This is a genomic window from Streptosporangium sp. NPDC004631 (assembly GCF_053601935.1).
This window is the reverse complement of the sequence record NZ_JBSGCR010000006.1, coordinates 108739-132173: the sequence shown is the minus strand read 5'-3', so window position 1 is coordinate 132173 and position 23435 is coordinate 108739. Positions and strand designations below refer to the sequence as shown.

The window sequence follows — 23435 nt, the reverse complement described above, 5'->3', positions numbered from 1 at the left end:
GAGAGCCGGCGATGGGTGCCGAGGTCGAGGGTGTGCCGGTGGCGGCGTTGGAGCGGCACGCTGAGCTGGCCGAGTTGGTCGACGAGGCCAACTGGCGTTACTACGTGCTCGACACGCCTACCGCGAGCGACGCCCAGTACGACACGTGGATGCGCGAGCTGCAGCGCCTTGAGGAGGATCATCCCAGCCTGCGCACGCCCGACTCGCCGACGCAGAAGGTCGGCGCGCCGATCTCCACTGATTTCGCGCCGGTCGCCCATCTGAGGCGGATGGAGAGCCTGGACAACGCGTTCAGCCTCGACGAGCTCGTCTCCTGGCAGGCGCGGGCCGAGCGGCTGGCCGAGCACGACCCGGCCCCCTACCTGTGCGAGTTGAAGGTGGACGGCCTGGCCATCTCGCTCCTGTACGAGCAGGGGCGCCTCGTCAGGGCCGCGACCCGGGGTGACGGCCGGGTGGGCGACGACGTGACGGCCAACGTGCGCACCATCGCGGATGTGCCGCACCGGCTGGCCGGTGCCGACGTGCCCACGCTGCTTGAGGTGCGGGGCGAGGTCTACATACCGGTCGAAGGGTTCGCCAGGCTCAACGAGCAGCTGCTTGAGGCGGGCAGGCCGCCGTTCGCCAACCCGCGTAACTCGGCCGCGGGCTCGCTACGGCAGAAGGACCCCCGGATCACCGCGCAGCGCCCGCTGCACATGATCGTCCACGGTGTCGGCAGCTGGGAGGGGGCCGCCCTGCCCCGGACCCACTCCGAGATCTACCGGCGGCTCGGGGAGTTCGGCCTGCCGGTCAGCGACCTCTACCGGGTCGTCGACGACCTCGACGGCATCGGCGCCTTCATCGAGTTCTACCGGGAGCACCGCCACGACCCCGCCTACGAGATCGACGGCGTCGTGGTGAAGGTGGACCGCGTCGAGATCCAGCAGAACCTGGGTTCCACCAGCCGGGCGCCCCGCTGGGCGATCGCCTACAAATACCCGCCGGAGGAGGTCAACACCAAGCTCAGGGACATTCAGGTGGGGATCGGCCGCACCGGCCGGGTCACGCCGTACGGCGTCATGGAGCCGATCGTGGTCGCCGGTTCCACGGTCGAGCGCGCCACGCTGCACAACGGCTCGGAGGTCGCGCGCAAGGGGGTGCGCATCGGCGACACCGTGGTGCTGCGCAAGGCGGGCGACGTCATCCCGGAGATCGTCGGGCCGGTCGCCGACCTGCGTGACGGCACCGAGCGTGAGTTCACCATGCCGACGCGCTGCCCGGAGTGCGGCACCGAGCTGGCCTACGAGAGGGAGGGCGACGCCGACCTGCGCTGCCCCAACACCAGGGCGTGCCCGGCCCAGCTCCGTGAGCGGATCTTCTTCGCCGCCGGGCGCAGGGCCTTCGACATCGAGGGGCTGGGTTATGTGGCGGCCACCGCGCTGACCCAGCCGCTGCCGCCGCAGGAGCCGCCGGTCCGCACCGAGGCCGACCTGTTCGACCTGACCATGGACCGGCTGCTGCCGATCCGGTCGGTGGTCCGCGACCCCGACACCGGGCTGCCCAAGGCCGACCCGGAGACCGGTGAGCCCAAGGTCGTCTCCTTCTTCGCCAACCAGAGCGGTGAGCCGAGCAAGAACGCCGAGAAGATGCTGGAGGAGCTGGAGAGGGCCAAGGACCAGCCGATCTGGCGGGTGCTGGTCGCGCTCTCCATCCGGCATATCGGGCCGCCCACCGCCCAGGCCATCGCCGCGGAGTTCCGTTCCGTGGACGCGATCGCGGCGGCCTCGGAGGAGGAGCTGGCCGCGGTGGAGGGGGTCGGCCCACGGGTGGCCGCCGCGATCCGCGACTGGTTCGAGGTCGACTGGCACCGGGAGATCGTCGACCGCTGGAAGGCGGCGGGGGTCCGCATGGAGGACGAGCCTCCGGCCGAGCGGCTCCCGCAGACCCTGGCCGGTCTCACCTTCGTGGTGACCGGCACGCTGGCGGCCTTCACCAGGGACGAGGCCGGTGCGGCCCTCGCCGCCAGGGGCGGCAAGGTGTCGAGCTCGGTGTCGAAGAAGACCTCCTTCGTGGTGGTGGGGGAGAACGCCGGGTCCAAGCTCGACAAGGCGGTCAAACTCGGTGTTCCGGTGCTCGAAGAGAACGGTTTCCAGGTTCTGCTGGCCGAGGGCCCCGAGGCCGCGGGGGCGCTGACGGTCACCGCGGAGGAGTAGTCGTCGCCCGGCGGAAGCGGCGGGAGGGGAGCCGTCGTACCGCGACAGGCGCCCCAAATGACCGGTAACGGAACGTGCGCAGCCGGTTTCGCGAAGTGGCCCAGAGGCCGTACTCTCCCATAGTGAACTAATGGGGGTTTTGTTACTCATGGCCGACCCAAACGACACACGCGACACCGGACCGCGCGTGGGCTCACCCCTGTGGGCCTATCTCGCCGCCGTCACCACGACCGGGTTCATCGTCCTCGCGGTGGCGCCGTGGCTGATCGGCTCGGAGCAGTTGGTGGGTCTTGTCCGCAGCCCGCTCTTCTGGATGCTGACGGTCCTGGTCGTGCTGGGCGAGCTGCGGCCGGTGATGCTGTCGTCGTCGATGACGGTGGGCGGCACCTACCCGTCGACGATGTTCGTCTTCGCCGCCCTGCTCCACTACGGGCTGCCGGTCGCGGTGCTGACGCAGGCGGTCGGCATCGTGGTCAACGCCGCGGTCACCCGCAGGGCGTGGCACCGGATCATGTTCAACATCGCGCAGGCGACGCTGGCCTGCACCGCGGCCGGGGCGGTGCTCGGCGTGGTCGGCGGCCGTCGGGCCTCGGGCGTCCCCTGGGTGCCCGAGGGGAACGACATGCCGGCGATCGTGCTGGCGGGGCTCGCCTACTTCGGGGTCCGGGCGCTGCTGGTCTCCGGCGCGGTGGCGCTGCACGAGCGGCGGTCGATCCACCGGGTGATCAGGACCACCATCGGCCACCAGAGCCTGGTCTACGCCGGGCTGCTCGGCCTGGCCCCGCTGGTCGTGGTGGTGATGAACCACTCCCCGGCGCTGGTGCCGCTCTTCGTCGCGCCGATGGCCGCCGTCTACTTCACCGCGACCCTGTCGGTCCGCCGCGACCACCAGGCGACGCACGACGGGCTCACCGGGCTGCCCAACCGCAAGATGCTCGTGGTCAGCACCGAGGAGGCGCTCGCCGAGGCGCGGCCGGGCGAGCGGGTCGGCCTGCTCCTGCTCGACCTCGACCGGTTCAAGGAGGTCAACGACACCCTCGGCCACCCGGTCGGCGACCGGCTGCTGCAGATCGTGGCGCACCGGCTCACCCACAGCGTACGGCCGGGCGACGTGGTGGCCAGGCTCGGCGGTGACGAGTTCGCGGTGCTGCTGCCCTCGGTCAGGGACGCCGCCGCGGCCCGGGAGGTGGCCGCGCGACTCCGGGTGGCCCTCACCGAGCCGGTCCGCCTGGAGGGCATGACCTTCGACCTGGACGCCTCGGTCGGCATCGCCCTCCACCCCGACCACGCGCCGGACTTCGAGCTGCTGATGCAGCGCTCCGACGTGGCGATGTACCTCGCCAAGGAGGGCCGCACCGGCGTCGAGATCTACGTCGCCGACAAGGACCGCAACAGTCCCGAGCGGCTCAACCTCCTCGGCGACCTGCGCAGGGCCATCGACCGCTCGGAGCTGCGGCTCCACTACCAGCCCAAGCTGGACCTGGTCGGCGGGCAGGTGCGCGGGGTGGAGGCGCTGCTGAGGTGGCGCCACCCCGAGCGAGGGATGATCTCGCCGGGCGAGTTCGTGCCGATGGCCGAGCAGTCCTATCTGATGCACCTTCTGACGCAGTACGTCATCGACGCCGCCCTGGAGCAGGCCGCCCGCTGGTGGCGTGCCGGCCTGCGCGAGCAGATCTCCGTCAACGTCTCCGCCCGCGATCTGCTCGACTCGGCCCTTCCCGAACGGCTGGGGGCGGGCCTGGCCCACTACCGGCTGCCGCCGAAGGCGATCCAGCTGGAGGTCACCGAGCGTGTGCTGATGACCGACCAGGCGTACACCGCCGACGCGGTCCGCGCCCTGGCCGCACTCGGCGTCCAGCTCGCGCTGGACGACTTCGGCACCGGCTACTCGTCGCTGGTCCGCCTGCAGCGGCTGCCGGTCTCCGAGGTCAAGATCGACGCCTCGTTCGTCCGCCGGATCGTCGAGTCCAAGGACGACGAGCGGATCGTCCGCTCCATCGTGGACCTGGTCCGCTCCCTGGGGCTCCGCTCGGTCGCCGAGGGCGTCGAGTCGGACGAGGTGGCCGCCCGCCTGGCCGACATGGGCTGCGAGCTGGCCCAGGGCTGGTTGTTCGCCGAACCCATGTCCGCCGCCGACGCCACCGTCTGGCTCAGCGAGCACCGGGACCCTTCGGCCTCCGGCCTCGGCCTGCTCCGCCCGGCCGAGGCGCTCTGACCCTCCGACGCGCCCGCTCCGCGTCCCGCCGGGGCCGCGGACGTCCCCGTTCCGGGTGCCGCCGGGGCGCCGGACGCCCCGCTCCACACCTCCGCGGGGCCGTTCGACACCCCTCGCCGAGGTACCGGGGAAACAATGAGTCGGGCACGTCAGGTCACGAGCCCTAGGATGACAGTGTCCAATTGCCATTCATGAAACGGGTTCAACGACTCATGTCCGCCATAACCCGCGATGAGGTCGCTCACCTCGCCCGGCTGTCCCGGCTGGCGCTGGCCGACGAGGAACTCGACCACTTCGCCGCGCAGCTCGATCAGATCATCGGTGCGGTCGCCCGCGTCGCCGAGGTGGCGGCCGACGACATCCCGCCGTCCTCGCACGCGCTCCCGCTCACCAACGTCTACCGTCCCGACGAGGTGCGGCCCGGCCTGACGCCCGACCGGGCGCTGGCCGCGGCCCCCGCCGTCGAGGACGGCCGCTTCCGTGTTCCGCGCATCCTCGGGGAGGAAGCATGAGCCTCGTCCACAAGTCCGCAGCCGAGCTGGGCGCACTGGTCACGGGTGGTGAGGTCTCGGCCGTCGAGGTCGCCCAGGCGCACCTCGACCGGATCGCCGCGGTGGAGCCGCGGATCAACGCCTTCCTGCACGTCGACGCGGAGACGACCCTGCGGCAGGCCCGCGAGGTCGACGCCCGCCTGGCCGCGGGGGAGGACCTCGGCCCGCTCGCCGGTGTGCCGATCGCGCACAAGGACGTCTTCACCACCACGGACATGCCGACCACGGCCGGCTCCAGGATCCTTGAGGGCTACCGCCCGCCGTACGACGCGACCGTGACCCGGCGGCTGCGCGAGGCCGGCCTGGTGATCCTGGGCAAGACCAACCTCGACGAGTTCGCGATGGGCTCCTCCACCGAGAACTCCGCCTACGGCCCCACCCGCAACCCGTGGGACCTGTCCCGCGTCCCGGGCGGCTCCTCCGGCGGCTCGTCCGCCGCGGTCGCGGCCTACGAGGCCCCGCTGTCCACCGGCACCGACACCGGCGGCTCGATCCGCCAGCCCGCCGCGGTCACCGGCATCGTCGGCATGAAGCCGACCTACGGCGGCTCGTCCCGCTACGGCGTGATCGCCTTCGCCAGCTCCCTGGACACGCCCGGCCCCTTCGCCCGCAACGTGATGGACGCCGCGCTCCTGCACGAGGCGTTCTCCGGCCACGACGTCATGGACGCGACCTCCATCGACGCCCCGGTGCCCTCGGTCGTCGAGGCGGCGCGCCACAGTGACGTGGCAGGGCTCCGTGTCGGCGTGGTCAGGGAGTTCGGCGGCGACGGCTACCAGGCGGGGGTGCTGGCCCGCTTCCACGAGAGCGTCGAACTGCTGGAGTCGCTCGGCGCCAAGGTCGTCGAGGTCTCCTGCCCGTCGTTCACCACCGCCCTGCCGGCCTACTACCTGATCGCCCCGTCGGAGGCCTCGTCCAACCTGGCCCGTTTCGACGCCATGCGGTACGGCCTGCGCGTCGGCGACGACGGCACGCGGAGCGCCGAGGAGGTCATGGCGCTGACCAGGGCAGCCGGGTTCGGCGCCGAGGTCAAGCGGCGCATCATCCTCGGCACCTACGCGCTGTCCAGCGGCTACTACGACGCCTACTACGGCCAGGCGCAGAAGGTCCGCACGCTGATCGCGCGCGACTTCGAGGCGGCCTTCCAGCAGGTGGACGTGCTCATCTCGCCGACCACGCCGACCACGGCGTTCCCGATCGGCGAGCGGGCCGACGACCCCATGGCGATGTACCTCGCCGACCTGTGCACCATCCCGACCAACCTGGCGGGCAACGCGGCCATCTCGGTGCCGTGCGGCCTGGCGGACGAGGACGGGCTGCCGGTGGGCCTGCAGATCATGGCCCCGGTGCTCGGCGACGACCGCTGCTACCGGGTGGCCGCGGCCGTGGAGGGCGCTCTCGAAGCCCGCTGGGGCGGTGCCCTGCTGTCCAGGGCTCCGGTGCTGTAGGGCTTTTTCCGAAAGGGCAGGGCGGAAGCGGGGAGACAGGGGGAACGGTGGCATGATCACTCGGATCGAGATCGACGGGTTCAAGTCCTTCTTGAACTTCGTCCTCGACGTGCCGCCCTTCCTCGCGCTGGTCGGCCCCAACGCCAGCGGCAAGTCGAACCTGTTCGACGCGCTCGGCTTCGTCGCCGACGAGATCACCGGTTCCGGCGGCCTGCTCTCCGCGGGCAGGGGGCTGCCCGCCGAGCAGTTCCACCGGGTCGCGCGAGGCGCCCCCGTGCCCGGCTTCGTCGTCTCGGTGGAGGCCCTGGTCGCCCCCGAGCCCGGTGCGGTGCTGCCGATCCGGTTCGACGTGGGGGCCGAGATGGTGCTCCGCATCCCCCGGTCCAGCGGGGCCGTGGTCAGTCACGTGGCCCACCATCTCCCGGAGGAGCTGCTGGAGTTCATCGTGGAGGATCCGGAGCCGGGGGTGACGCCTCGCCGTACGGTCCAGTCGTGGCACCGCTACGCCCTGTCGCCGCAGGCGATGCGGCGTCGGTGCCTCCCGGCGGAGCGGGGTCCGCTCGCGGCGGACGGACGCAACCTCGCCGCGGTGCTCGGGCGGATGGCGGGGTCGGCGGCGCTCGCCGATGTCGTGGCCGACCTCGCGGGCGTCGTGCCCGACGTGGTCGCGCTGGTGCCCAGGCTCGACCGGGAGGAGTGCGCCTTCGACCTGGTGGTGGACGGTCAGGGGAGCGTGCCGTCCGCGCTGCTGTCGGACGGGACCCTGCGGGTGCTCGGCCTGCTCACCGCCCTGCACGACCCGGACCATCCGGGAACCCTGCTGGTCGAGGAGATCGAGAACGGCGTGCACCCCAGGCGGCTGGGCGAGCTGCTGCGGCGGATCCGGCACCGGATCGCCGAGCCCGGGGGAGATCGGCCGTTCCGGCAGGTGATCCTCACCAGCCACTCCCCGGTGGTGGTCGCCGAGGGCTACCGGACGGACCCGGACGCGCTGATCTTCCTGGACACCGCGGTACGCGTCGACCCCGACGGGGACCGGGTGTCGCGGGTGACCGTGGCCAAGCCGATCCAGCCGGACGGCGAGCCGGGCACGTTCGTCTCGCCCCGGCAGGTCCGCAGATATCTGGAGGCCGCGGCATGAGCCGCCCGCTGGTCCCCGGGCTGATCGCCGAGTGCGAGGCCGACGAGGGTTTCCTCGGCGTGGTGATCTCCCGCCAGCTCCGCGAGCTCACCTGGATGTCGCCGCACACCGTCGACGTGGAGGCGACCGAGATCGTCGCGTGCGACCGTGAGCACATGGTCACGGCGCTGGAGGAGCTGGCGGCCGACTGCCACCTGCTCTTCACCCACGACGACGAGCGGGCGCGCGGCAAGGCCGAGGGTGTCCGCTACCACTCGCACTATCTGGTGCCGGTCATCGGCCTGGGGAACACCGAGGTCTGGCTGCTCGCCGACCGCGGCGTGTGGGCCGGGCTGGAGGGCAGCGACCTGAGCCTGCTGCCCGCCCGGCCGCGTGACGTCGAGCGGATCGCCGACCCGTCCGGGATCCTGGCCGCGACCGTTCCCCGGCGAGGCAAACCGATCCGCGACTACTTCGAGTACATAGGACGCAACATCGACCTCGCCGTCCTGGCCCAGGTGCCCGCGTACGCGAACTGGGTCGCCGAGACGAGGAACGCATTGAAAGGACTTGGTTACCTGTGAGCAGAGTGGTGAACGACCGATGAGCGCGGAGACGCTGATGCCGTACGACGAGGCGCTGGAGCGCTTCGAGCCGGTGCTGGGCCTGGAGACGCACGTCGAGCTGGGTACGGCGTCGAAGATGTTCTGCGGCTGCCCGGCCACGTTCGGCGCCCCGCCGAACACCCAGGTCTGCCCGGTCTGCCTGGCCCTGCCGGGGGCGCTGCCGACGACCAACGCCGCCGCGATCGAGTCGACGATCCGCATCGGCCTGGCCCTCAACTGCTCGATCGCCGAGTGGTGCCGCTTCGCCCGGAAGAACTACTTCTATCCGGACATGCCGAAGAACTACCAGATCAGCCAGTACGACGAGCCGCTCTGCTTCGACGGCTACCTCGACGTCGAGGTGGACGGCCGGACCGTGCGCATCGAGATCGAGCGGGTCCACCTGGAGGAGGACACCGGCAAGTCCACCCACGTGGGCGGGGCGACCGGCCGTATCCACGGCGCCGACTACTCGATCGTCGACTACAACCGTGCCGGCATCCCGCTGGTGGAGATCGTCACCAAGCCCATCCCCGGTACCGACCGGCTCGCCCCCGAGGCCGCCCGCGCCTACGCCACCGAGCTGCGCGAGGTGCTGCGCACGCTCGGCGTCTCCGACGTGCGCATGGAGGAGGGCTCCATGCGGTGTGACGTGAACGTCTCCCTCATGCCGCGCGGCTCGGTGGAGTGGGGCACCCGCACCGAGACCAAGAACGTCAACTCGCTGCGCAGCGTCGAACGCTCGGTCCGCGGCGAGATCGAGCGCCAGGCCGCGATCCTGGCGGGCGGCGGCAGGATCGTGCAGGAGACCAGGCACTTCCACGAGGACACCGGCACCACCACCTCGGGCCGGTCCAAGGAGGAGGCGCAGGACTACCGCTACTTCCCCGAGCCCGACCTGGTGCCGATCGCGCCGGACCCCGGGTGGGTGGCCACGCTGAAGGCCGCGCTGCCCGAGCTGCCGCGCCTGCGGCGCAAGCGGCTCCAGCAGGAGTGGGGCGTGTCCGACCTGGACATGGAGTCCATGCACAACGTCGACGCCATCGACCTGGTCGAGGCGACGGTCGCCGTCGGCGCCCCGCCGGCGGACGCCCGCAAGTGGTGGATGGGCGAGCTGGCTCGCCGGGCCAACGAGGCCGGGGTTCCGCTGGTCGCGCTGCCGATCACCCCCGACCAGATCGCCCGGGTGTGCGCGATGGTCGCCGGGGGGGCGCTCAACGACAAGCTGGCCCGCCAGGTGCTGGAGGGCGTGCTGAACGGCGAGGGCTCCCCGGACGAGGTGGTCGCCGCCCGCGGGCTGCAGATCGTCAACGACGAGGGCGAGCTGTCGGCGATCATCGACCAGGTGCTGGCCGACAACGCCGCCGCGGCGGAGAAGGTCCGCGGCGGCAAGGTCGCGGCGGTCGGCGCGCTCGTCGGCGGCGTCATGAAGGCCAGCCGGGGCAAGGCCGACGCCGGCCGGGCCCGCGAGCTGATCCTGGAGAAGCTCGGCGTCTCCGGGTAGCCCGGCGGAAAAGGCGAGGCCCCGCCGCATTTCCGGTGCGGCGGGGCCTTGAAGGCCGTCGAGGGCACAACGCCCCCGGCGTAGAGAATGCGCTACGCGGTGGGCGACGGGCGCTTGGCCTGCCTCCTCACCAGCGGGGCGAACAGCACCAGAAGGGAGACTGTCAGCAGCGACGCCGCGATCGGGCTCCTGATCAGGGCCGTCACGTCGCCCGCGCCGATGGCCAGCGCCCGGCGGAGCTGGATCTCGGCCATCGGGCCCAGGATCATGCCGATCACCGCCGGGGCCACCGGCAGTCCGAATCGGCGCATCGCGTAGCCGAGCAGGCCGAGGATGTAGAGGATGATCAGCTCTACCCAGGAGGCGTTCAGCGCGTAGACGCCGAGGGCGGCGAACAGCACGATTCCGGCGTAGAGATAGGGCCGGGGGATGTGCAGCACCTTCGCCCAGAGCGGGGCCAGCGGCAGGTTGAGCACCAGCAGCATGGTGTTGCCGATGAACAGTGAGGCGATCATGCCCCAGACCAGGGCCGGGTTGTGGTCGAAGAGCTGGGGGCCCGGCTGCAGGCCGTACTGCTGGAAGGCCGCCAGCATGATCGCGGCCGTGGCCGAGGTGGGCAGGCCCAGGGTGAGCAGCGGGACGAGGGTGCCCGCGGCCGAGGCGTTGTTGGCGGCCTCGGGGCCGGCGACGCCCTCGATGGCGCCCTTGCCGTACTCCTCCCGGGCGACCCCGCGGGCCAGGCGTTTCTCCACCATGTAGGAGAGGAAGGTGGGGATCTCCGCGCCCCCTCCCGGCAGCGCTCCGAAGGGGAAGCCGAGCGCGGTGCCGCGCAGCCACGGCCGCCAGGACCGGGACCAGTCGGAACGGCCGAGGAACGCCCGGCCGACCGGGACGATCTCTGGATCGTCGTGCCGCAGCCGGGAGGCGACGTAGAGCGCCTCGCCGACCGCGAACAGGCCGACCGCGACGATCACCACGTCGATGCCGTCGAGCAGTTGCGGGACGCCCAGGGTCAGCCGCGCCTGCCCGGTCTGCTGGTCGATGCCGATCAGGCCGATCGTCAGGCCGACCCCCAGTGAGGCCAGCCCCCGCACGACCGAGCGCGACAGCACCGACGACACCGCGGTGAAGGCCAGGATGGCCAGCGCGAAGTAGTCCTCGGGGCCGAACGAGATCGCGAAGCTCACCACCAGTGGCGCCGCGACGACCAGCAGCCCGGTGGCGATCGTCCCCGCGACGAAGGAGCCGATGGCGGCGGTGGCCAGCGCCTGCGCGGCCCGGCCCCGCTTGGCCATCTTGTTGCCCTCCAGGGCGGTGATCATGGAGGAGCTCTCGCCGGGCGTGTTGAGCAGGATCGAGGTGGTCGACCCGCCGTACATGCCGCCGTAGTAGATCCCGGCGAACATGATGAACGCGCTGGCCGGGGGGACGCTGAACGTGATCGGCAGCAGTAGCGCCACGGTCATGGCCGGGCCGATGCCGGGCAGCACGCCCACCAGCGTGCCCAGGGTGACGCCGACCAGGGCGTAGAGCATGTTGACCGGGGTCAGCGCGGTGGCGAAGCCCTCCATCAGCAGCCGGAAGGATTCCACCTAGATCACCCCCGAGAGCAGCCCCGCGGGCAGCGTCACGCCCAGGCCCTTGACGAAGGCCAGGTAGGTGAGGGTGGAGAGCAGGATCGCGATCATGCCCGCGTGTAGCCGCCGGGTGGCCCCGAGCACCACCGAGAGACCGAAGAACAGCAGCGCGCCCGCGATGATCCAGCCCAGCAGGTCCAGCAGCACGGCGAAGGCCAGGAAGATCGCGCTGACCAGCACGACCGTCCGAATGTCCGCCCGCGCGTCGACGTCGACGTCCTCACTCTCCTCCGGGTCGCCCTGACCGCCCCGCACCACGTCGACCACGTAGAACAGCCCGATCAGCAGCAGCGCGGAGCCGACGAGCACGGGGAAGAAACGGGGGCCCAGCCCGAGCGAGGAGGCCGCTGCGGAGACGTTGGCGGTCCCCACGAGCACGAACACGCCCAGTCCCAGGACGACCAGGGCCAAGATCAGCTCTGGGCGTCGCCATGAGTATGCCGGGCCGGCATCACGGTTGGTGGTGCCGGCCGGCTCTTTGACGGAGGACATTAGGAGACGAGGCCCATTTCCGCGATGATCCCCTTGACCTTGGCCTGCTCGGCGGAGAGGAAGTCGGTGAACTGCTGACCGGTCTGGAAGGCGTCGGCCCAGCCGTTCTTGGCCACCGCGTCCTGCCACGCCTGCGAGTCGTGCATCTTGGTGACCAGGTCGGTGAGGTTCTTCTTGTCGTCGTCGTTCAGCCCGGCGGGGGCGACGAAGCCTCGCCAGTTGGCCAGCTCGACGTCCAGACCGGCCTCCTTCAGGGTGGGCGAGTCCACGTTGGCGACGCGCTCGGGCGAGCTCACGCCGAGGGCGCGCAGCTTGCCTGACTTCACGTGCTCGGCGAACTCACCGATGCCGGAGACGCCCACCGCCACCTTGTTGCCCAGCAGCGCGTTGAGCGCCTCGCCGCCGCCGGAGTGCGCGATGTAGTTGACCTGCTTGGGGTCGATCCCGGCGGCCTTGGCCATCAGGCCCGCCACGATGTGGTCGGTGCCGCCGGCAGACCCGCCCGCGATCGCGATCTTCGCCGGCTCGGCCTTCCAGGCCGCCGCCAGATCCGCCAGCGTCTTGTACGGCGAGGCCGCCGGAACCACGACGATCTCGTACTCCTCGGTGAGCTTCGCGATGGGCGTGGTCTCGCTCAGCGTGACGCTCGACTTGTTCTGCTCCACCGCGCCGACCATGACCAGGCCCATGGTCATCAGCAGGTTGCCGTTGCCCTTCTCGCTCGCGAGCTGGGCCAGCCCGATGGTGCCCCCCGCTCCGGGAACGTTGTACACCTCGACCTTGCGAGACGGGTCGAGCGACTTGAGTGCCTGCTCCGCGGTGCGGGAGGTCTGGTCCCAGCCGCCGCCAGGTGAGGCCGGAGCCATGATTCTCAAAGCCCCCACCCCCGATTCCGAGCCGGTGCCGCATGCGGTGAGAGCGGCAAGGGACACGACGGCAAGTGCGGCGAGTCTCCGAAGACGCATGGTCAACTCCAAGAACGTTAGGTAAGCGTGTTGTGGATGCTGAGCCCCCGTGAGGCACAGTGTCGATCCTTTGCCATCTTGGCGTCATATCGGTCGTATTGGTCACATCAGTTGCAACCCGACCGTTATCTCCAGCTGTTTTCATAAGGTCCCTGACCAGGGGGTTCACTCGTGCGACGGATAATGAACGCCTCCCTCGGCACGCAGTTGTTCGTGCTGCAGATGGTCATCGTGTTCCTCGCGGTGGGAGGTACGGCCGGCGTCTGGGTGAAGCACACCCGTAGCCAGCTCGACTGGCAGTATCAGCAGCGCGCCCTTGCGATCGCCGAGTCCGTGGCCGGGCTGCCCCAGGTACGCGAGGCCTTCCGCCGGCCCCGGCCCGAACTGATCCTCCAGCCGATCGCGCTGGGGGTGCAGGCGGCAACCGGCGCCGACTACGTGGTTATCGCCAACCGGCAGCAGATCCGTTACGCCCACCCGAACAGCGTTGAGATCGGCAGGAAGCTGTCCACCGACGCCTCGGAGGTGCTGAACACCGGCCACACCTGGACCGGCGTCGAGACCGGCACCCTCGGCCGCTCGCTGCGCGGCAAGGCGCCGATCTTCGACTCCTCCGGCCGGGTCATCGGGCTGACCTCGGTCGGGGTGCTGCAGGACACCGTCGACGACCAGCTCGGTCAGACGCTGCCGCCGCTGCTCTGGACCGTGCTCGCCGTACTCGCCGCCGGATCCGCGGCCACCGGGCTGATCGCCCGCCGGGTCCGGCGCCAGACCTTCGGGCTGGAGCCCCGGGAGATCGCGGCCCTGCTCGAACAGCGCGAAGGGGTGCTGCACGGGGTCAAGGAGGGGGTGCTCGCCCTCGATCTGCAGGGCAAGGTGACGCTGGTCAACGACGCCGCCCGCGACCTGATCGGCCTGTCCTACCACGACGTCGGCCGCAACCTGCGGGAGATGCCGCTGTCGAGCCGGATGCGCGACGTGCTGAACGGCGTGGACTCCGGCGACGACCGGCTGGTGCTCCACCGCGACAGGGTGCTGGTGCTCAACCGGACCCCCGTGGCGGTCCGCGAGCGGCAGAGCGGCTGGGTGGTCACGCTGCGCGACCGGACCGAGCTGATCCGGCTGACCGAGGAGCTCGACCAGGCGAGCAGCACGGCCGACGCGCTGCGCGCCCAAGCCCACGAGTTCGCCAACAGAATGCACACCGTGGTGGGTCTGCTGGAGCTCGGCGAGCACGAGACGGCGGTCGACTACATCACCCAGATCTCCGAGGACTACGGTCGGTACGCGTCGGGCATCCGCCAGAAGGTCGCCGACCCGACCCTGGCCGCGCTGCTGCTGGCCAAGTCGGCCGAGGCGGCCGAGCGGGGCGCCTCCCTGGTGCTCGCGGAGGACTCCCGGGTGGAGGAGGGTATGATCGGCGACCCGCACGACGCCGTGCTGGTCGTCGGCAACCTGGTGGCCAACGCCCTCGACGCGCTGGACGAGATCGGGGGCACGGTCGAGGTCTCGGTCCGTACCGAGGCGGACGGCCTGCACGTCCGGGTCGGCGACTCCGGTCCGGGGATCATCCCCGACCTGGCCGAGGAGGTGTTCCGCGAGGGGTTCACCACCAAGATCGCCCACTCGGGTCCGCGCGGACTCGGTCTGGCCCTGACCCGCCAGACCTGCCTGCGCCGGGGTGGCTGGGTGCGGGTGCACAACGCCGGCGGTGCCGTCTTCACGGCCCTGCTGCCAAGACGTGAGGATGTGGGAGCCGGTGACAGATGGGACGCCCGTGGCGCGGGGCGCGGCGGGTACGAGGGCGTGAACGGGATCGGTGGCAGATGGGACGCCCGCACCGCCAGGCCGGGCGGGCACGAGGATGTGGAGACGCCGAAGTGATCCGTGTGCTGGTCGTGGACGACGACTTTATGGTGGCCAGGATTCACAGCGGCTACGTGGCACGGGTACCGGGCTTCACCGCGATCGGCATGGTGCACACCGGGAGGGCGGCGGTCGCGGCGGTGACCGAGCACCGGCCCGACCTGGTGCTGCTCGACATCTACCTGCCGGACGTGTCCGGCCTCGACGTGCTCACCACGCTCAGGGGCGGGTCCCGCCCGGTGGACGTCTTGCTGATCACCGCCGCGCGCGATGTGGCCACGGTCCGCGCGGCCATGCGCGGCGGTGCGGTGAACTACCTGATCAAGCCGTTCACCGCGGGCGCGCTCACCGAGCGCCTCGAACAGTACGCCGAGACCCGCAGGCAGCTCGCCGCGATCGGCTCCGTGATCCGCCAGGAGGAGGTGGACCGGCTGTTCGGAGTGGTCAGGGGAGGGCCGCCGCCGCTGCCCAAGGGGCTGTCCACCACCACCTGCGCCCTGGTCGCCGACGCGCTCAGGGACACCGGCACCGACGTCTCGGCGGCGGAGGCGGCGGCGCTCACCGGGCTCTCCAGGGTCAGCGCGCGCCGCTATCTGGAGTACCTGTGCGCGACCGGCCAGGCCGAGCTCCGGCCCAGGTACGGCACCGCGGGCAGACCCGAGCACCGTTACCGCTGGACGGGTTGATTTGTTATTTCTTTGGAGGCTCTCGTTGAGGGTTGTGGATTAGGGTTGACTGAGGTGGACGCCGAGAAACAGCAGGAGACGGAGGCCGTGCGGAACGCCGGAGCGTCGGCAGACCCGCCGACGGACCCGTTCTCGGTCGTGCCTCTCCCCTCCAGGCCCGTCCGGCCGGGTGCCCGCGATCCCAGCCTCCCCCCGGGGGCGCGGCCCAGGGGCGGATCCGGGCTTCCCCCGGGCGTCTCGCCCGACATCCTGGGCTCCCCGGTGTTCGGCCGCCCCACGGGCCCTGCCGTCGGGCCGGGCGCCCTGCCGCCCGCGGCCTCGCCGCCCCAGCCCTGGCAGATGCCCGCCTCCGAGCGTCCGGCGCGGCGCCCTCCCGGAGAAGGAGCCGCCACGCCGGGCGGTGACCCGCCGGGGCCGTACCGTTACGAGGAGCCCGCCCCCCGCCGGGGCCGTGCCCTCACCGTCGTCGTGCTGCTGCTCGCGCTGCTGGCCGGCCTCGCCTACGCCGTTCCGGCGATCGTCATGTCCGGCAAGATGCTGCCCGGCACCCGGGTGCACGGCATCGACATCGGCGGGCTGACCGCGACCGAGGCGGCGGACAGGCTCAGGGACCGGCTGACGCCCGACGCCACCAAGGCGATGACCCTCCGGGCCGCGGGCGTGAAGCACACCCTCGACCCGGAGAAGGCCGGGCTGGAGTTCGACGTCGTCGCCACCATCGACCAGGCGCCCAGCGACTTCCCCGCCCCGCTGGAGGTCTGGCGGGCGCTGACCGGCACCACCGACCTGGCCCCCAAGGTCTCCGTCGACGCCGACCTCATGAAGACGGCCGTCGCTGCCCTGGCCAAGAAGATCGACCGCAAGGTCCGTGAGGGGGCGGTCGTCTTCGAGGGTGTCAAGCCGGTGGCCGTCCTGCCCAGGGACGGCCGCGAGCTGGAGCGCGATGCCGCGGCCCGCGTCATCGAGGCCGCCTTCCTCGGCCCGCAGGGGGAGGTCGGGCTGCCGGTCTCGGTGATCAAGCCCAAGGTGACGGCCGACGCGGTCGAGAAGGTCGCCGCCGAGGCCGGAAAGGTTCTGACCGGCCCGATCACCCTGACCTACCAGGGCAGGCAGGTGCAGCTGCCGGTGGAGACCATCGCCACCCACCTGTCCTTCGAGCCCGGTGACTCCGGCGGCATGTACCCGGTGTTCGACGCCAGGCGGGCGGTCGTGACGGTGGAGCGCAAACTCGTCGATCCGGCGCTGGCCCCCAGGGAACCCACCTTCCAGATCGTCGGGAACAGGCCGAGGCTGATCCCCGGCCGCCGGGGCAAGGGCATCGACGACGACAGGCTCGCCAAGGACGTGGTCCGAGTGATCACCGGGGGCGGCGCCCGTACGATCCCGGTCACCCTGACCACCGTCCGGCCTCGGATCTCCGAGGCCGAGGTGCGCGGGCTGGGCATCAAGGAGAAGATCAGCGAGTTCACCACGCCGTACGACTGCTGCCCGTCCCGGGTGACCAACATCCGCACGCTCGCCAGGCTCCTGGACGGCCACCTGGTCATGCCGGGCGAGACCTTCTCGCTCAACGGCCTCGTCGGCCGGAGGGACACGGCCCGGGGCTTCGTCCCGGCCCCCATGATCCAGGGTGGCCGGCTGGTCGACTCCGTGGGCGGCGGCATCTCCCAGTTCGTCACCACCATGTACAACGCGGTGTTCTTCGGCGGTCTGGAGGACGTCCAGCACGTGGCGCACGAGTTCTACATCTCCCGCTACCCGGCCGGCCGCGAGTCCACGGTCTCCTGGCCCGAGCCGGACTTCCGCTGGCGGAACGACTCCAAGTACGGCGTGCTGGTGAAGACCTCCTACACCGACAGGGGGATCACCGTCGCCTTCTGGAGCACCAAGCGCTACGACATCGAGTCGATCTCCTCGGAACGCTACGACGTCACGCCGTTCAAGCACGCGACCGAGAGCGGCCCCCGCTGCATCGCGATGACCGGCCAGCAGGGGTTCACGATCGATGTGACCCGGATCTTCAAGAAGGACGGCACGGAGGTCAGGCGGGAGACGAAGAAGACCGTCTACCGGCCGGAGACCGACCTCAAGTGCGTCTCCACCACCCCCGAGCGGCCCAAGAAGCCCGAGCGGACCGAGCAGGTCGAGCAGATCGACTAGCCCCCGGCCCGGTGGTCCGGGCCGCCGGACGCCCGGGGAGGTTACCGGACGATCGGTGATAATGCAGCCATGAAGATCTGGGTTCCCTTCAAGGCCGCCGTGGACGTCCTCCGCGATCTGCCCGATGTGGAGTGCGCCGTCTACGACGGTACGGAGCCGCTCCCCGACGGGGCGGACGAGGTCGAGGTCTGGGTGCCGCCGCTGATCCCGACGGAACGGATCCCCGAGCTGCTCGCCCGGATGTCCCGGCTCAGGCTGCTGCAGACGGTCACGGCGGGGGTGGACGCCTACCGGCCCCACCTGCCGGAGGGCGTGGTGCTGTGCAACGCGCGGGGCGTGCACGACGCGGGCACCGCGGAGTGGGCGGTCGGAGCCATGATCGCGGTCCTGCGGGAGTTCCCCGGGTTCACCGTCGCGCAGCGGGAGGGCGAGTGGACCTATCACCACACCGGCGCGCTGGCCGACTCCACGGTGCTGATCGTCGGCTACGGTTCGATCGGCCAGGCGCTGGAACGGCGGCTGGAGGGGTTCGAGGTCGACGTCGTCCGGGTGGCGCGGACCGCGCGGGACGGTGTGCACGGCCAGGACGAACTTCCCGGCCTGCTGCCCCGGGCCGACGTGGTCGTGCTGCTGGTGCCGTCCACCCCGTCCACCACCGGGCTGGTCGACGCCGGCTTCCTGGCGGCGATGAAGGACGGCGCCGTGCTGGTGAACGCGGCCAGAGGCGGGGTGGTGGACACCGGGGCGCTCCTCGCCGAGCTGCGCAGGGGCCGGATCCTGGCCGCACTCGACGTCACCGACCCCGAACCGCTGCCCGCCGGCCATCCGCTGTGGACGGCGCCGGGGGTGTTCCTCACCCCGCACGTCGCGGGGAGCAGCCCGGCCTCCGCGCGGCGCATGCTGAAACTGCTCCGCTCGCAGTTGCTGCGCCACCTGGCGGGGGAGCCGCTTAAAAACGTGATCACCGGTCCGTACTGACCGGGAAAGGAATCCTGACCGTGGCTACCTCGTGACCTGGGGTGCGTACGGTGAATTACTGCGATCCTGATCGATCGCACGGTTATCAGATCGGTGACGACAACGGTGTTGTCACCTCTCGCGCCGGCCGGAGAGCACACACTGACCGTGTGTCGTCACGGACGCGCACGACGGAGAACGACGTGTTCGCGATGGCAACGTGAGCGCAGCGGGGAGGAAACGCTGCGGGAGCGAGACGAATCGACACCGATGGGCAGACGAATGATGCGCTGGCGTGACCCCAGGGTAGCGCTGACCGCCGCCGCCGTGATGGCCGCGGTGGGGCTCGTTGCCGCCCTTGCCGGAGGTTCTCCCCTCGTGCTCGTCGGGACTGTGACGGGTGTCACCGCCGCCGCGGTCGCCGCGGTCTCGCTCTTCGCCGCGGCCCGCCGGCTCGCCGACCGGCGCCACGCGCTGGCCTGGCGCTGGCTGGCCGGTGGCTCGGTCACCTGGCTGGTCGGGCTCGGGGTGCGCCCGCTCGCCGACGGCACGCCGTTCGTGGTGACCTTCGCCGACCTGGTGCTGCTCGCCGGTACGGCGATGCTCGCCGTCGGCACCGGCCTGTCCGCCGTCCGGCCCGCTCCGGGGCGGGCGCTGCCGAGGGACCTCGCCGACGCGCACGTCTGCGCCGCCTCGCTCTTCGTCATCGGCTGGGTTCTCCTGCTGGGCCCGGCCTACCGTGACGCCGGTGACGCCGGCACCTTCGCCGTCGCGCTCGCCTCACCGCTGTTCTGCCTGATCCTCACCTGCGCCGTGGGCTTCACCGTGCTGCCGCTCCGCAGGGCCGCCCGGCCCGTCGGCCCTGCGGCGCTGGCCGTGCTGGCGGCCGTCACGGCGGCCGAGACGGTCACCGCGCTGGCCCGGATGGCCGGCGACACGCCGCCGTCCGGCTGGATGTGGCCCGCGCCCGCGGCCTTCCTGCTGCTCGCCGTGGCCGCGTGGGGCGGCCGTACCACGGAGGCCCGGAGCGCGCAGGAGAGCGTGGCGCCCGCCGGGAGGACCGCCTCGTCGCTGGTCGCGGCGGTACCGCTGCTCCTGGTCGTCGCCGCCACCGCCGTCGTGCTGCTGCGCGTGCTCGGCGGCGGGCTGGAGGGGCCGGTCGCCGTCCCGGCCCTGGTGTCGGCGTCGGTCGTCGCGGTGCTGGTGGTCCGCCTGTTCGCGACGCTGATCGAGACCGGCCGGATGCGCCGCCTGGTGGACCTCGGCGAGCAGCAGCTGCACGACCTGGCCGAGAGCACCGGGGACGTGGTCCTGCTCTGCGACTACGACGGTGTGGTGCGGGAGGTCGGCAAGGGTGTCGAGATCACGTACGGCTACCGCCCCGACGAGCTGATCGGCGGCAGGATCTTCGACTACATCCACCCCGAGGACGTCCCCGGCATACAGGCGGGGCTGCGCGCCATGAGCCTGGACGACGAGCCCGCCGAGGGGCCGGGCAGCTGCCGGGTCGCCTGCCGGGTCCGGGCGGCCGACGGCACCTGGCGCCCCACCGAGTCGGTGGCGACCCGGCAGATGCGCGGTGAGAACCTGCTGCTGGTGACCACCCGCGACGTCAGCGGCCAGGAGGCCCTGCGCAACCAGGTGGCCCACCTCACCTTCCACGACGGCGTCACCGGCCTGCCCAACCGCGCCTACTTCGAAGAGCGCACCCGGGAGGTGCTCGGCCGGCCCGGTGCGAGCAACGCCGCCGTGGTCTTCCTGGATCTGGACGGGTTCACCGCGGTCAACGACTCGGTCGGCCACGCCAGCGGCGACTACCTGCTCGGCCAGGCGGCCCGCAGGCTCCGCGCCGCCGTACGGGCCGACGACACCCTGGCCCGGTGGGGCGGTGACGAGTTCGCGGTGCTGCTGGAGGCGGCGGCGGACGCCCAGACGGCGGTGGACCTGGCCGAGCGGCTGGTCCGCACGGTCTCCTCGGAGCCGTTCCGGGTGGCCGACCGGGACATCGCGCTGACCGCGAGCGTGGGGGTGGCCTTCGCCGACGACGACGTGTCCTCCGCGGACCTGATCCGTAACGCGGACGTGGCGATGGCACGGGCCAAGGAGCTCGGCGGACGCCGGGTCGAGGTGTTCGCCGCGCACATGCACGCCGACGTGGTGCGCCGTCTTGAGCTCGCCGCCGACCTGCAGCGGGCGCTGCTGGAGAACCAGTTCGTCATCGAGTACCAGCCGGTGGTGGACCTGGCCACCTCGCGGGTCACCGCCGTGGAGGCGCTGGTGCGCTGGTGGCGGGGGAGTGTGTTCGTGCCGCCCGAGCAGTTCCTCGGCCCGGCCGAGGACACGGGGCTGATCGTCCCGCTGAGTGAGTGGATCCTGCGTGAGGCGTGCCGGGAGGTGGCCGCCTGGCGTGCCTCCTCGTGGGAGATCGGGCTCTCGCTGAACCTGTCGGCCCGGCAGATCATGGCGCCGCGCTTCGTGGAGAGCGTCGAGTCGGCGCTGGCCGAGAGCGGCCTGCCGCCCAGCGCGCTGACCCTTGAGGTCATCGAGGAGATGCTGGTCGAGGACGCGGAGGAGACCGTCTCGCGCCTCTCGGAGCTGCGCGGGCTCGGCGTGCGGCTGGCCATCGACGACTTCGGCACCGGCTACGCCTCGCTGGCCTTTCTGCGGCAGCTCCCGGTGGACATGATCAAGATTGATCCGTCGTTCGTGTCCGGCCTCGGCCGCGACGAGACGCTGACCCTGCTGACCCGCACCATCGTGCGACTCGGCCACGACCTGGGCCTGATCGTGGTGGCCGAGGGCATCGAGCGCCCCGAGCAGCTGGAGCTGCTGCGCGAGATGGGCTGCACCCGGGGCCAGGGCTTCCTGGTGGCCCGGCCGATGGCCGCGCCCGGGGTCGTCTCCCTCATGCGCACGAGCTGCTCCAGTCTGCCCAGCGGTGTCTGACCGCCGGCCCTCCCGCCCCCGGCGGCTCGGATCCTGTCCGGCCCCTAACATCTGTTGTCTCGGGCTTTGAGACTCCCGTCCCATGAATTTGACGTGGGCCCGGTCGGTCGGCCATGGTGGATCCATGCATCATCGTGGGATTCTCGTAGTACTTCGCCGGCGCGCGGGCCGATAGCGAAGCACCTCGACCTGCGCGCCGCCCCAGCTCCGCCATCCCCGGCGGGATGGGGCATTTTTTATGCCGTCAAACATGCTCAGCCACACAAGGAACGAGCCGATGACCGAACAGATGACAGGAGCCCAGGCCCTCGTGAGGGCGCTGGAGAACGTCGGAGTCGACACCGTGTTCGGGATCCCGGGCGGCGCGATTCTTCCCGCCTACGATCCCCTCTACGACTCGGTCAAGGTCCGGCACGTGCTTGTACGGCACGAGCAGGGGGCCGGGCACGCGGCCCAGGGCTACGCACAGGCCACGGGCAAGGTCGGGGTCTGCATGGCCACCAGTGGCCCGGGGGCGACCAACCTGGTCACCCCGATCGCCGACGCGTACATGGACTCGGTCCCGATGGTCGCGATCACCGGCCAGGTGCCCAGCGACTCCATCGGCACCGACGCGTTCCAGGAAGCCGACATCTCCGGCATCACCATGCCGATCACCAAGCACAACTTCCTGGTCACCAACCCGGCCGACATCCCCAGGACGATCGCGGAGGCCTTCCACATCGCCTCGACGGGGCGTCCGGGGCCGGTGCTGGTGGACATCGCCAAGGACGCGCTCAGCGCCAGGACGACCTTCCAGTGGCCGCCGGTGATGCAGCTGCCGGGCTACCGCCCGGTCACCCGGCCGCACTCCAAGCAGATCCGTGAGGCGGTCAAACTGATCGTCGAGGCCAGGCGTCCGGTGCTCTACGTCGGGGGCGGCGTGCACAAGGCCAGGGCCGCGGCCGAGCTGCTGGAGTTCGCCGAGCTGACCGGCATCCCCGTCGTCACCACGCTGATGGCGCGCGGCACCTTCCCCGACAGCCACCGTCAGCACCTCGGCATGCCGGGCATGCACGGCTCGGTGCCCGCGGTCGGCGCACTGCAACGCGCCGACCTGCTCATCGGGCTCGGCGTCCGCTTCGACGACCGCGTCACCGGCCAGCTGTCCACCTTCGCGCCGCACGCCAAAATCGTCCACGCCGACATCGACCCGGCGGAGATCTCCAAGAACCGGCACGCGGACGTCCCGATCGTGGGCGACTGCAAGGAGGTCATCTCCGAGCTGATCGCGGTGATGCGCAACGAGCCGCACAAGGGCGACTACGCGGAGTGGTGGAGGCAGCTCGACGACTACCGGAAGACCTACCCGCTGGGCTACGCCGAGTTCGAGGACGGCTCCATCGCCCCGCAGTACGTCATGGAGCGGCTGAGCCGGATCGTCGGCCCGGACGCCATCTTCACCGCGGGCGTCGGGCAGCACCAGATGTGGGCCGCCCAGTTCATCGGCTACGAGAACCCCGGGTCCTTCATCAACTCCGGCGGCGCCGGCACGATGGGCTTCGCGCTTCCGGCGGCGATGGGCGCCAAGATGGGCAGGCCCGACGCCACGGTCTGGGCCATCGACGGCGACGGCTGCTTCCAGATGACCAACCAGGAGCTGGCCACCTGTGCCATCGAGGGTGTGCCGATCAAGGTCGCGATCATCAACAACGGTAACCTCGGCATGGTCCGCCAGTGGCAGACGTTGTTCTACAACCAGCGTTACTCCAACACCAACCTGCAGACGGTCCGCCGGATCCCGGACTTCGTGAAGCTGGCCGAGGCGTACGGCTGCGTCGGCCTGCGCTGCGAGCGTCCCGAGGACGTGGACGCGGTCATCGAGAAGGCGATGGAGATCAACGACGTTCCGGTCGTGATCGACTTCGTGGTCCACGAGGATGCCATGGTCTGGCCGATGGTCGCTGCGGGGACCAGCAACGACGACATCAAGTTCGCGCGCGACATGGCGCCGGTCTGGAACAGCGAGGACTAGCGGTGGGCGGGCGAACGAACAGACAGCGAACGGACAGGCAGAGCGAGAGCCCGGCGGGCCGCCAGGCGAGGAGGAAG

General features: G+C 71.1%; 16 protein-coding genes. 13 read left to right on the top strand and 3 right to left on the bottom strand.

Features of this window, described 5'->3' with window-relative positions; genetic code table 11:
- Positions 1–11 precede the first annotated feature (11 nt).
- The 7 genes from ligA to gatB all read left to right on the top strand — a co-directional run bounded on the left by ligA (position 12) and on the right by gatB (position 9635).
- Positions 12–2192: an NAD-dependent DNA ligase LigA gene (ligA, locus tag ACWEF2_RS08450; protein WP_453813146.1), complete on the top strand. Its 2181-nt coding sequence runs from the start codon at positions 12–14 to the stop codon at positions 2190–2192.
- A gap of 148 nt (positions 2193–2340) precedes the next feature.
- Positions 2341–4407 carry a putative bifunctional diguanylate cyclase/phosphodiesterase gene (locus tag ACWEF2_RS08445; protein WP_453813144.1) on the top strand — a complete coding sequence of 689 codons (2067 nt, stop codon included), beginning with the start codon at positions 2341–2343 and terminating at the stop codon, positions 4405–4407.
- 212 nt (positions 4408–4619) lie between these two features.
- Positions 4620–4919: an Asp-tRNA(Asn)/Glu-tRNA(Gln) amidotransferase subunit GatC gene (gene gatC, locus ACWEF2_RS08440; protein ID WP_355594925.1), complete on the top strand. Its 300-nt coding sequence runs from the start codon at positions 4620–4622 to the stop codon at positions 4917–4919.
- A complete protein-coding gene (gene gatA / locus ACWEF2_RS08435) occupies positions 4916–6406 on the top strand; it encodes an Asp-tRNA(Asn)/Glu-tRNA(Gln) amidotransferase subunit GatA (RefSeq protein ID WP_453813142.1) in 1491 nt (496 codons plus the stop codon). The genes gatC and gatA overlap by 4 nt, the downstream gene beginning before the upstream one ends.
- Before the next feature lie 52 nt (positions 6407–6458).
- Positions 6459–7547: an AAA family ATPase gene (locus tag ACWEF2_RS08430; RefSeq protein WP_453813140.1), complete on the top strand. Its 1089-nt coding sequence runs from the start codon at positions 6459–6461 to the stop codon at positions 7545–7547.
- Entirely contained in the window at positions 7544–8110 is a 567-nt protein-coding gene (locus ACWEF2_RS08425; protein WP_453813138.1) for a hypothetical protein, read from the top strand. Before ACWEF2_RS08430 ends, ACWEF2_RS08425 begins: the two co-directional genes overlap by 4 nt.
- A 19-nt stretch (positions 8111–8129) precedes the next feature.
- Positions 8130–9635, top strand: a complete 1506-nt coding sequence (gene gatB, locus ACWEF2_RS08420; protein ID WP_453813136.1) for an Asp-tRNA(Asn)/Glu-tRNA(Gln) amidotransferase subunit GatB — start codon at positions 8130–8132, stop codon at positions 9633–9635.
- A 92-nt stretch (positions 9636–9727) separates the two neighbouring features.
- On the opposite strand, the gene ACWEF2_RS08415 is transcribed toward gatB, so the two are convergent.
- The 3 genes from ACWEF2_RS08415 to ACWEF2_RS08405 form a co-directional block, all read right to left on the bottom strand.
- Positions 9728–11227 carry a tripartite tricarboxylate transporter permease gene (locus ACWEF2_RS08415; protein ID WP_453813134.1) on the bottom strand — a complete coding sequence of 500 codons (1500 nt, stop codon included), beginning with the start codon at positions 11225–11227 and terminating at the stop codon, positions 9728–9730.
- Positions 11228–11683 carry a tripartite tricarboxylate transporter TctB family protein gene (locus tag ACWEF2_RS08410; protein WP_453813132.1) on the bottom strand — a complete coding sequence of 152 codons (456 nt, stop codon included), beginning with the start codon at positions 11681–11683 and terminating at the stop codon, positions 11228–11230.
- 80 nt (positions 11684–11763) lie between these two features.
- Positions 11764–12630 (bottom strand): Bug family tripartite tricarboxylate transporter substrate binding protein, encoded by an 867-nt coding sequence (locus tag ACWEF2_RS08405; protein ID WP_453813409.1) that lies wholly within the window; start codon positions 12628–12630, stop codon positions 11764–11766.
- Positions 12631–12900: 270 nt separating this feature from the next.
- Here ACWEF2_RS08405 and ACWEF2_RS08400 point away from each other — a divergent pair, with 270 nt between their 5' ends.
- The 6 genes from ACWEF2_RS08400 to ACWEF2_RS08375 all read left to right on the top strand — a co-directional run bounded on the left by ACWEF2_RS08400 (position 12901) and on the right by ACWEF2_RS08375 (position 23358).
- The gene (locus ACWEF2_RS08400; protein ID WP_453813130.1) at positions 12901–14613 is read left to right on the top strand and encodes an ATP-binding protein; all 1713 of its coding nucleotides are present in this window, start codon (positions 12901–12903) and stop codon (positions 14611–14613) included.
- Complete coding sequence (locus ACWEF2_RS08395; RefSeq protein WP_355594909.1) at positions 14610–15281, top strand: response regulator; 672 nt, start codon at positions 14610–14612, stop codon at positions 15279–15281. Before ACWEF2_RS08400 ends, ACWEF2_RS08395 begins: the two co-directional genes overlap by 4 nt.
- A 54-nt stretch (positions 15282–15335) precedes the next feature.
- A complete protein-coding gene (locus ACWEF2_RS08390) occupies positions 15336–17441 on the top strand; it encodes a VanW family protein (protein WP_453813407.1) in 2106 nt (701 codons plus the stop codon).
- A 69-nt stretch (positions 17442–17510) separates the two neighbouring features.
- On the top strand, positions 17511–18419 hold the full coding sequence (locus ACWEF2_RS08385) for a 2-hydroxyacid dehydrogenase (RefSeq protein WP_453813129.1): 909 nt from the start codon (positions 17511–17513) through the stop codon (positions 18417–18419).
- 249 nt (positions 18420–18668) lie between these two features.
- On the top strand, positions 18669–21344 hold the full coding sequence (locus ACWEF2_RS08380) for a putative bifunctional diguanylate cyclase/phosphodiesterase (protein ID WP_453813127.1): 2676 nt from the start codon (positions 18669–18671) through the stop codon (positions 21342–21344).
- A 250-nt stretch (positions 21345–21594) separates the two neighbouring features.
- Positions 21595–23358 (top strand): acetolactate synthase large subunit, encoded by a 1764-nt coding sequence (locus tag ACWEF2_RS08375; protein WP_355594903.1) that lies wholly within the window; start codon positions 21595–21597, stop codon positions 23356–23358.
- Positions 23359–23435 lie beyond the last annotated feature (77 nt).

Excerpts from the sequence above, each read along its gene's own strand:
- gatA (WP_453813142.1), top strand. The coding sequence starts at position 4,916 with ATGAGCCTCGTCCACAAGTCCGCAGCCGAGCTGGGCGCACTGGTCACG.
- ACWEF2_RS08380 (WP_453813127.1), top strand. The coding sequence starts at position 18,669 with ATGGGCAGACGAATGATGCGCTGGCGTGACCCCAGGGTAGCGCTGACC.
- ACWEF2_RS08425 (WP_453813138.1), top strand. The coding sequence starts at position 7,544 with ATGAGCCGCCCGCTGGTCCCCGGGCTGATCGCCGAGTGCGAGGCCGAC.
- gatB (WP_453813136.1), top strand. The coding sequence starts at position 8,130 with ATGAGCGCGGAGACGCTGATGCCGTACGACGAGGCGCTGGAGCGCTTC.
- ligA (WP_453813146.1), top strand. The coding sequence starts at position 12 with ATGGGTGCCGAGGTCGAGGGTGTGCCGGTGGCGGCGTTGGAGCGGCAC.
- ACWEF2_RS08405 (WP_453813409.1), bottom strand. The coding sequence starts at position 12,630 with ATGGCTCCGGCCTCACCTGGCGGCGGCTGGGACCAGACCTCCCGCACC.
- ACWEF2_RS08445 (WP_453813144.1), top strand. The coding sequence starts at position 2,341 with ATGGCCGACCCAAACGACACACGCGACACCGGACCGCGCGTGGGCTCA.
- ACWEF2_RS08430 (WP_453813140.1), top strand. The coding sequence starts at position 6,459 with ATGATCACTCGGATCGAGATCGACGGGTTCAAGTCCTTCTTGAACTTC.
- ACWEF2_RS08385 (WP_453813129.1), top strand. The coding sequence starts at position 17,511 with ATGAAGATCTGGGTTCCCTTCAAGGCCGCCGTGGACGTCCTCCGCGAT.
- gatC (WP_355594925.1), top strand. The coding sequence starts at position 4,620 with ATGTCCGCCATAACCCGCGATGAGGTCGCTCACCTCGCCCGGCTGTCC.
- ACWEF2_RS08375 (WP_355594903.1), top strand. The coding sequence starts at position 21,595 with ATGCTCAGCCACACAAGGAACGAGCCGATGACCGAACAGATGACAGGA.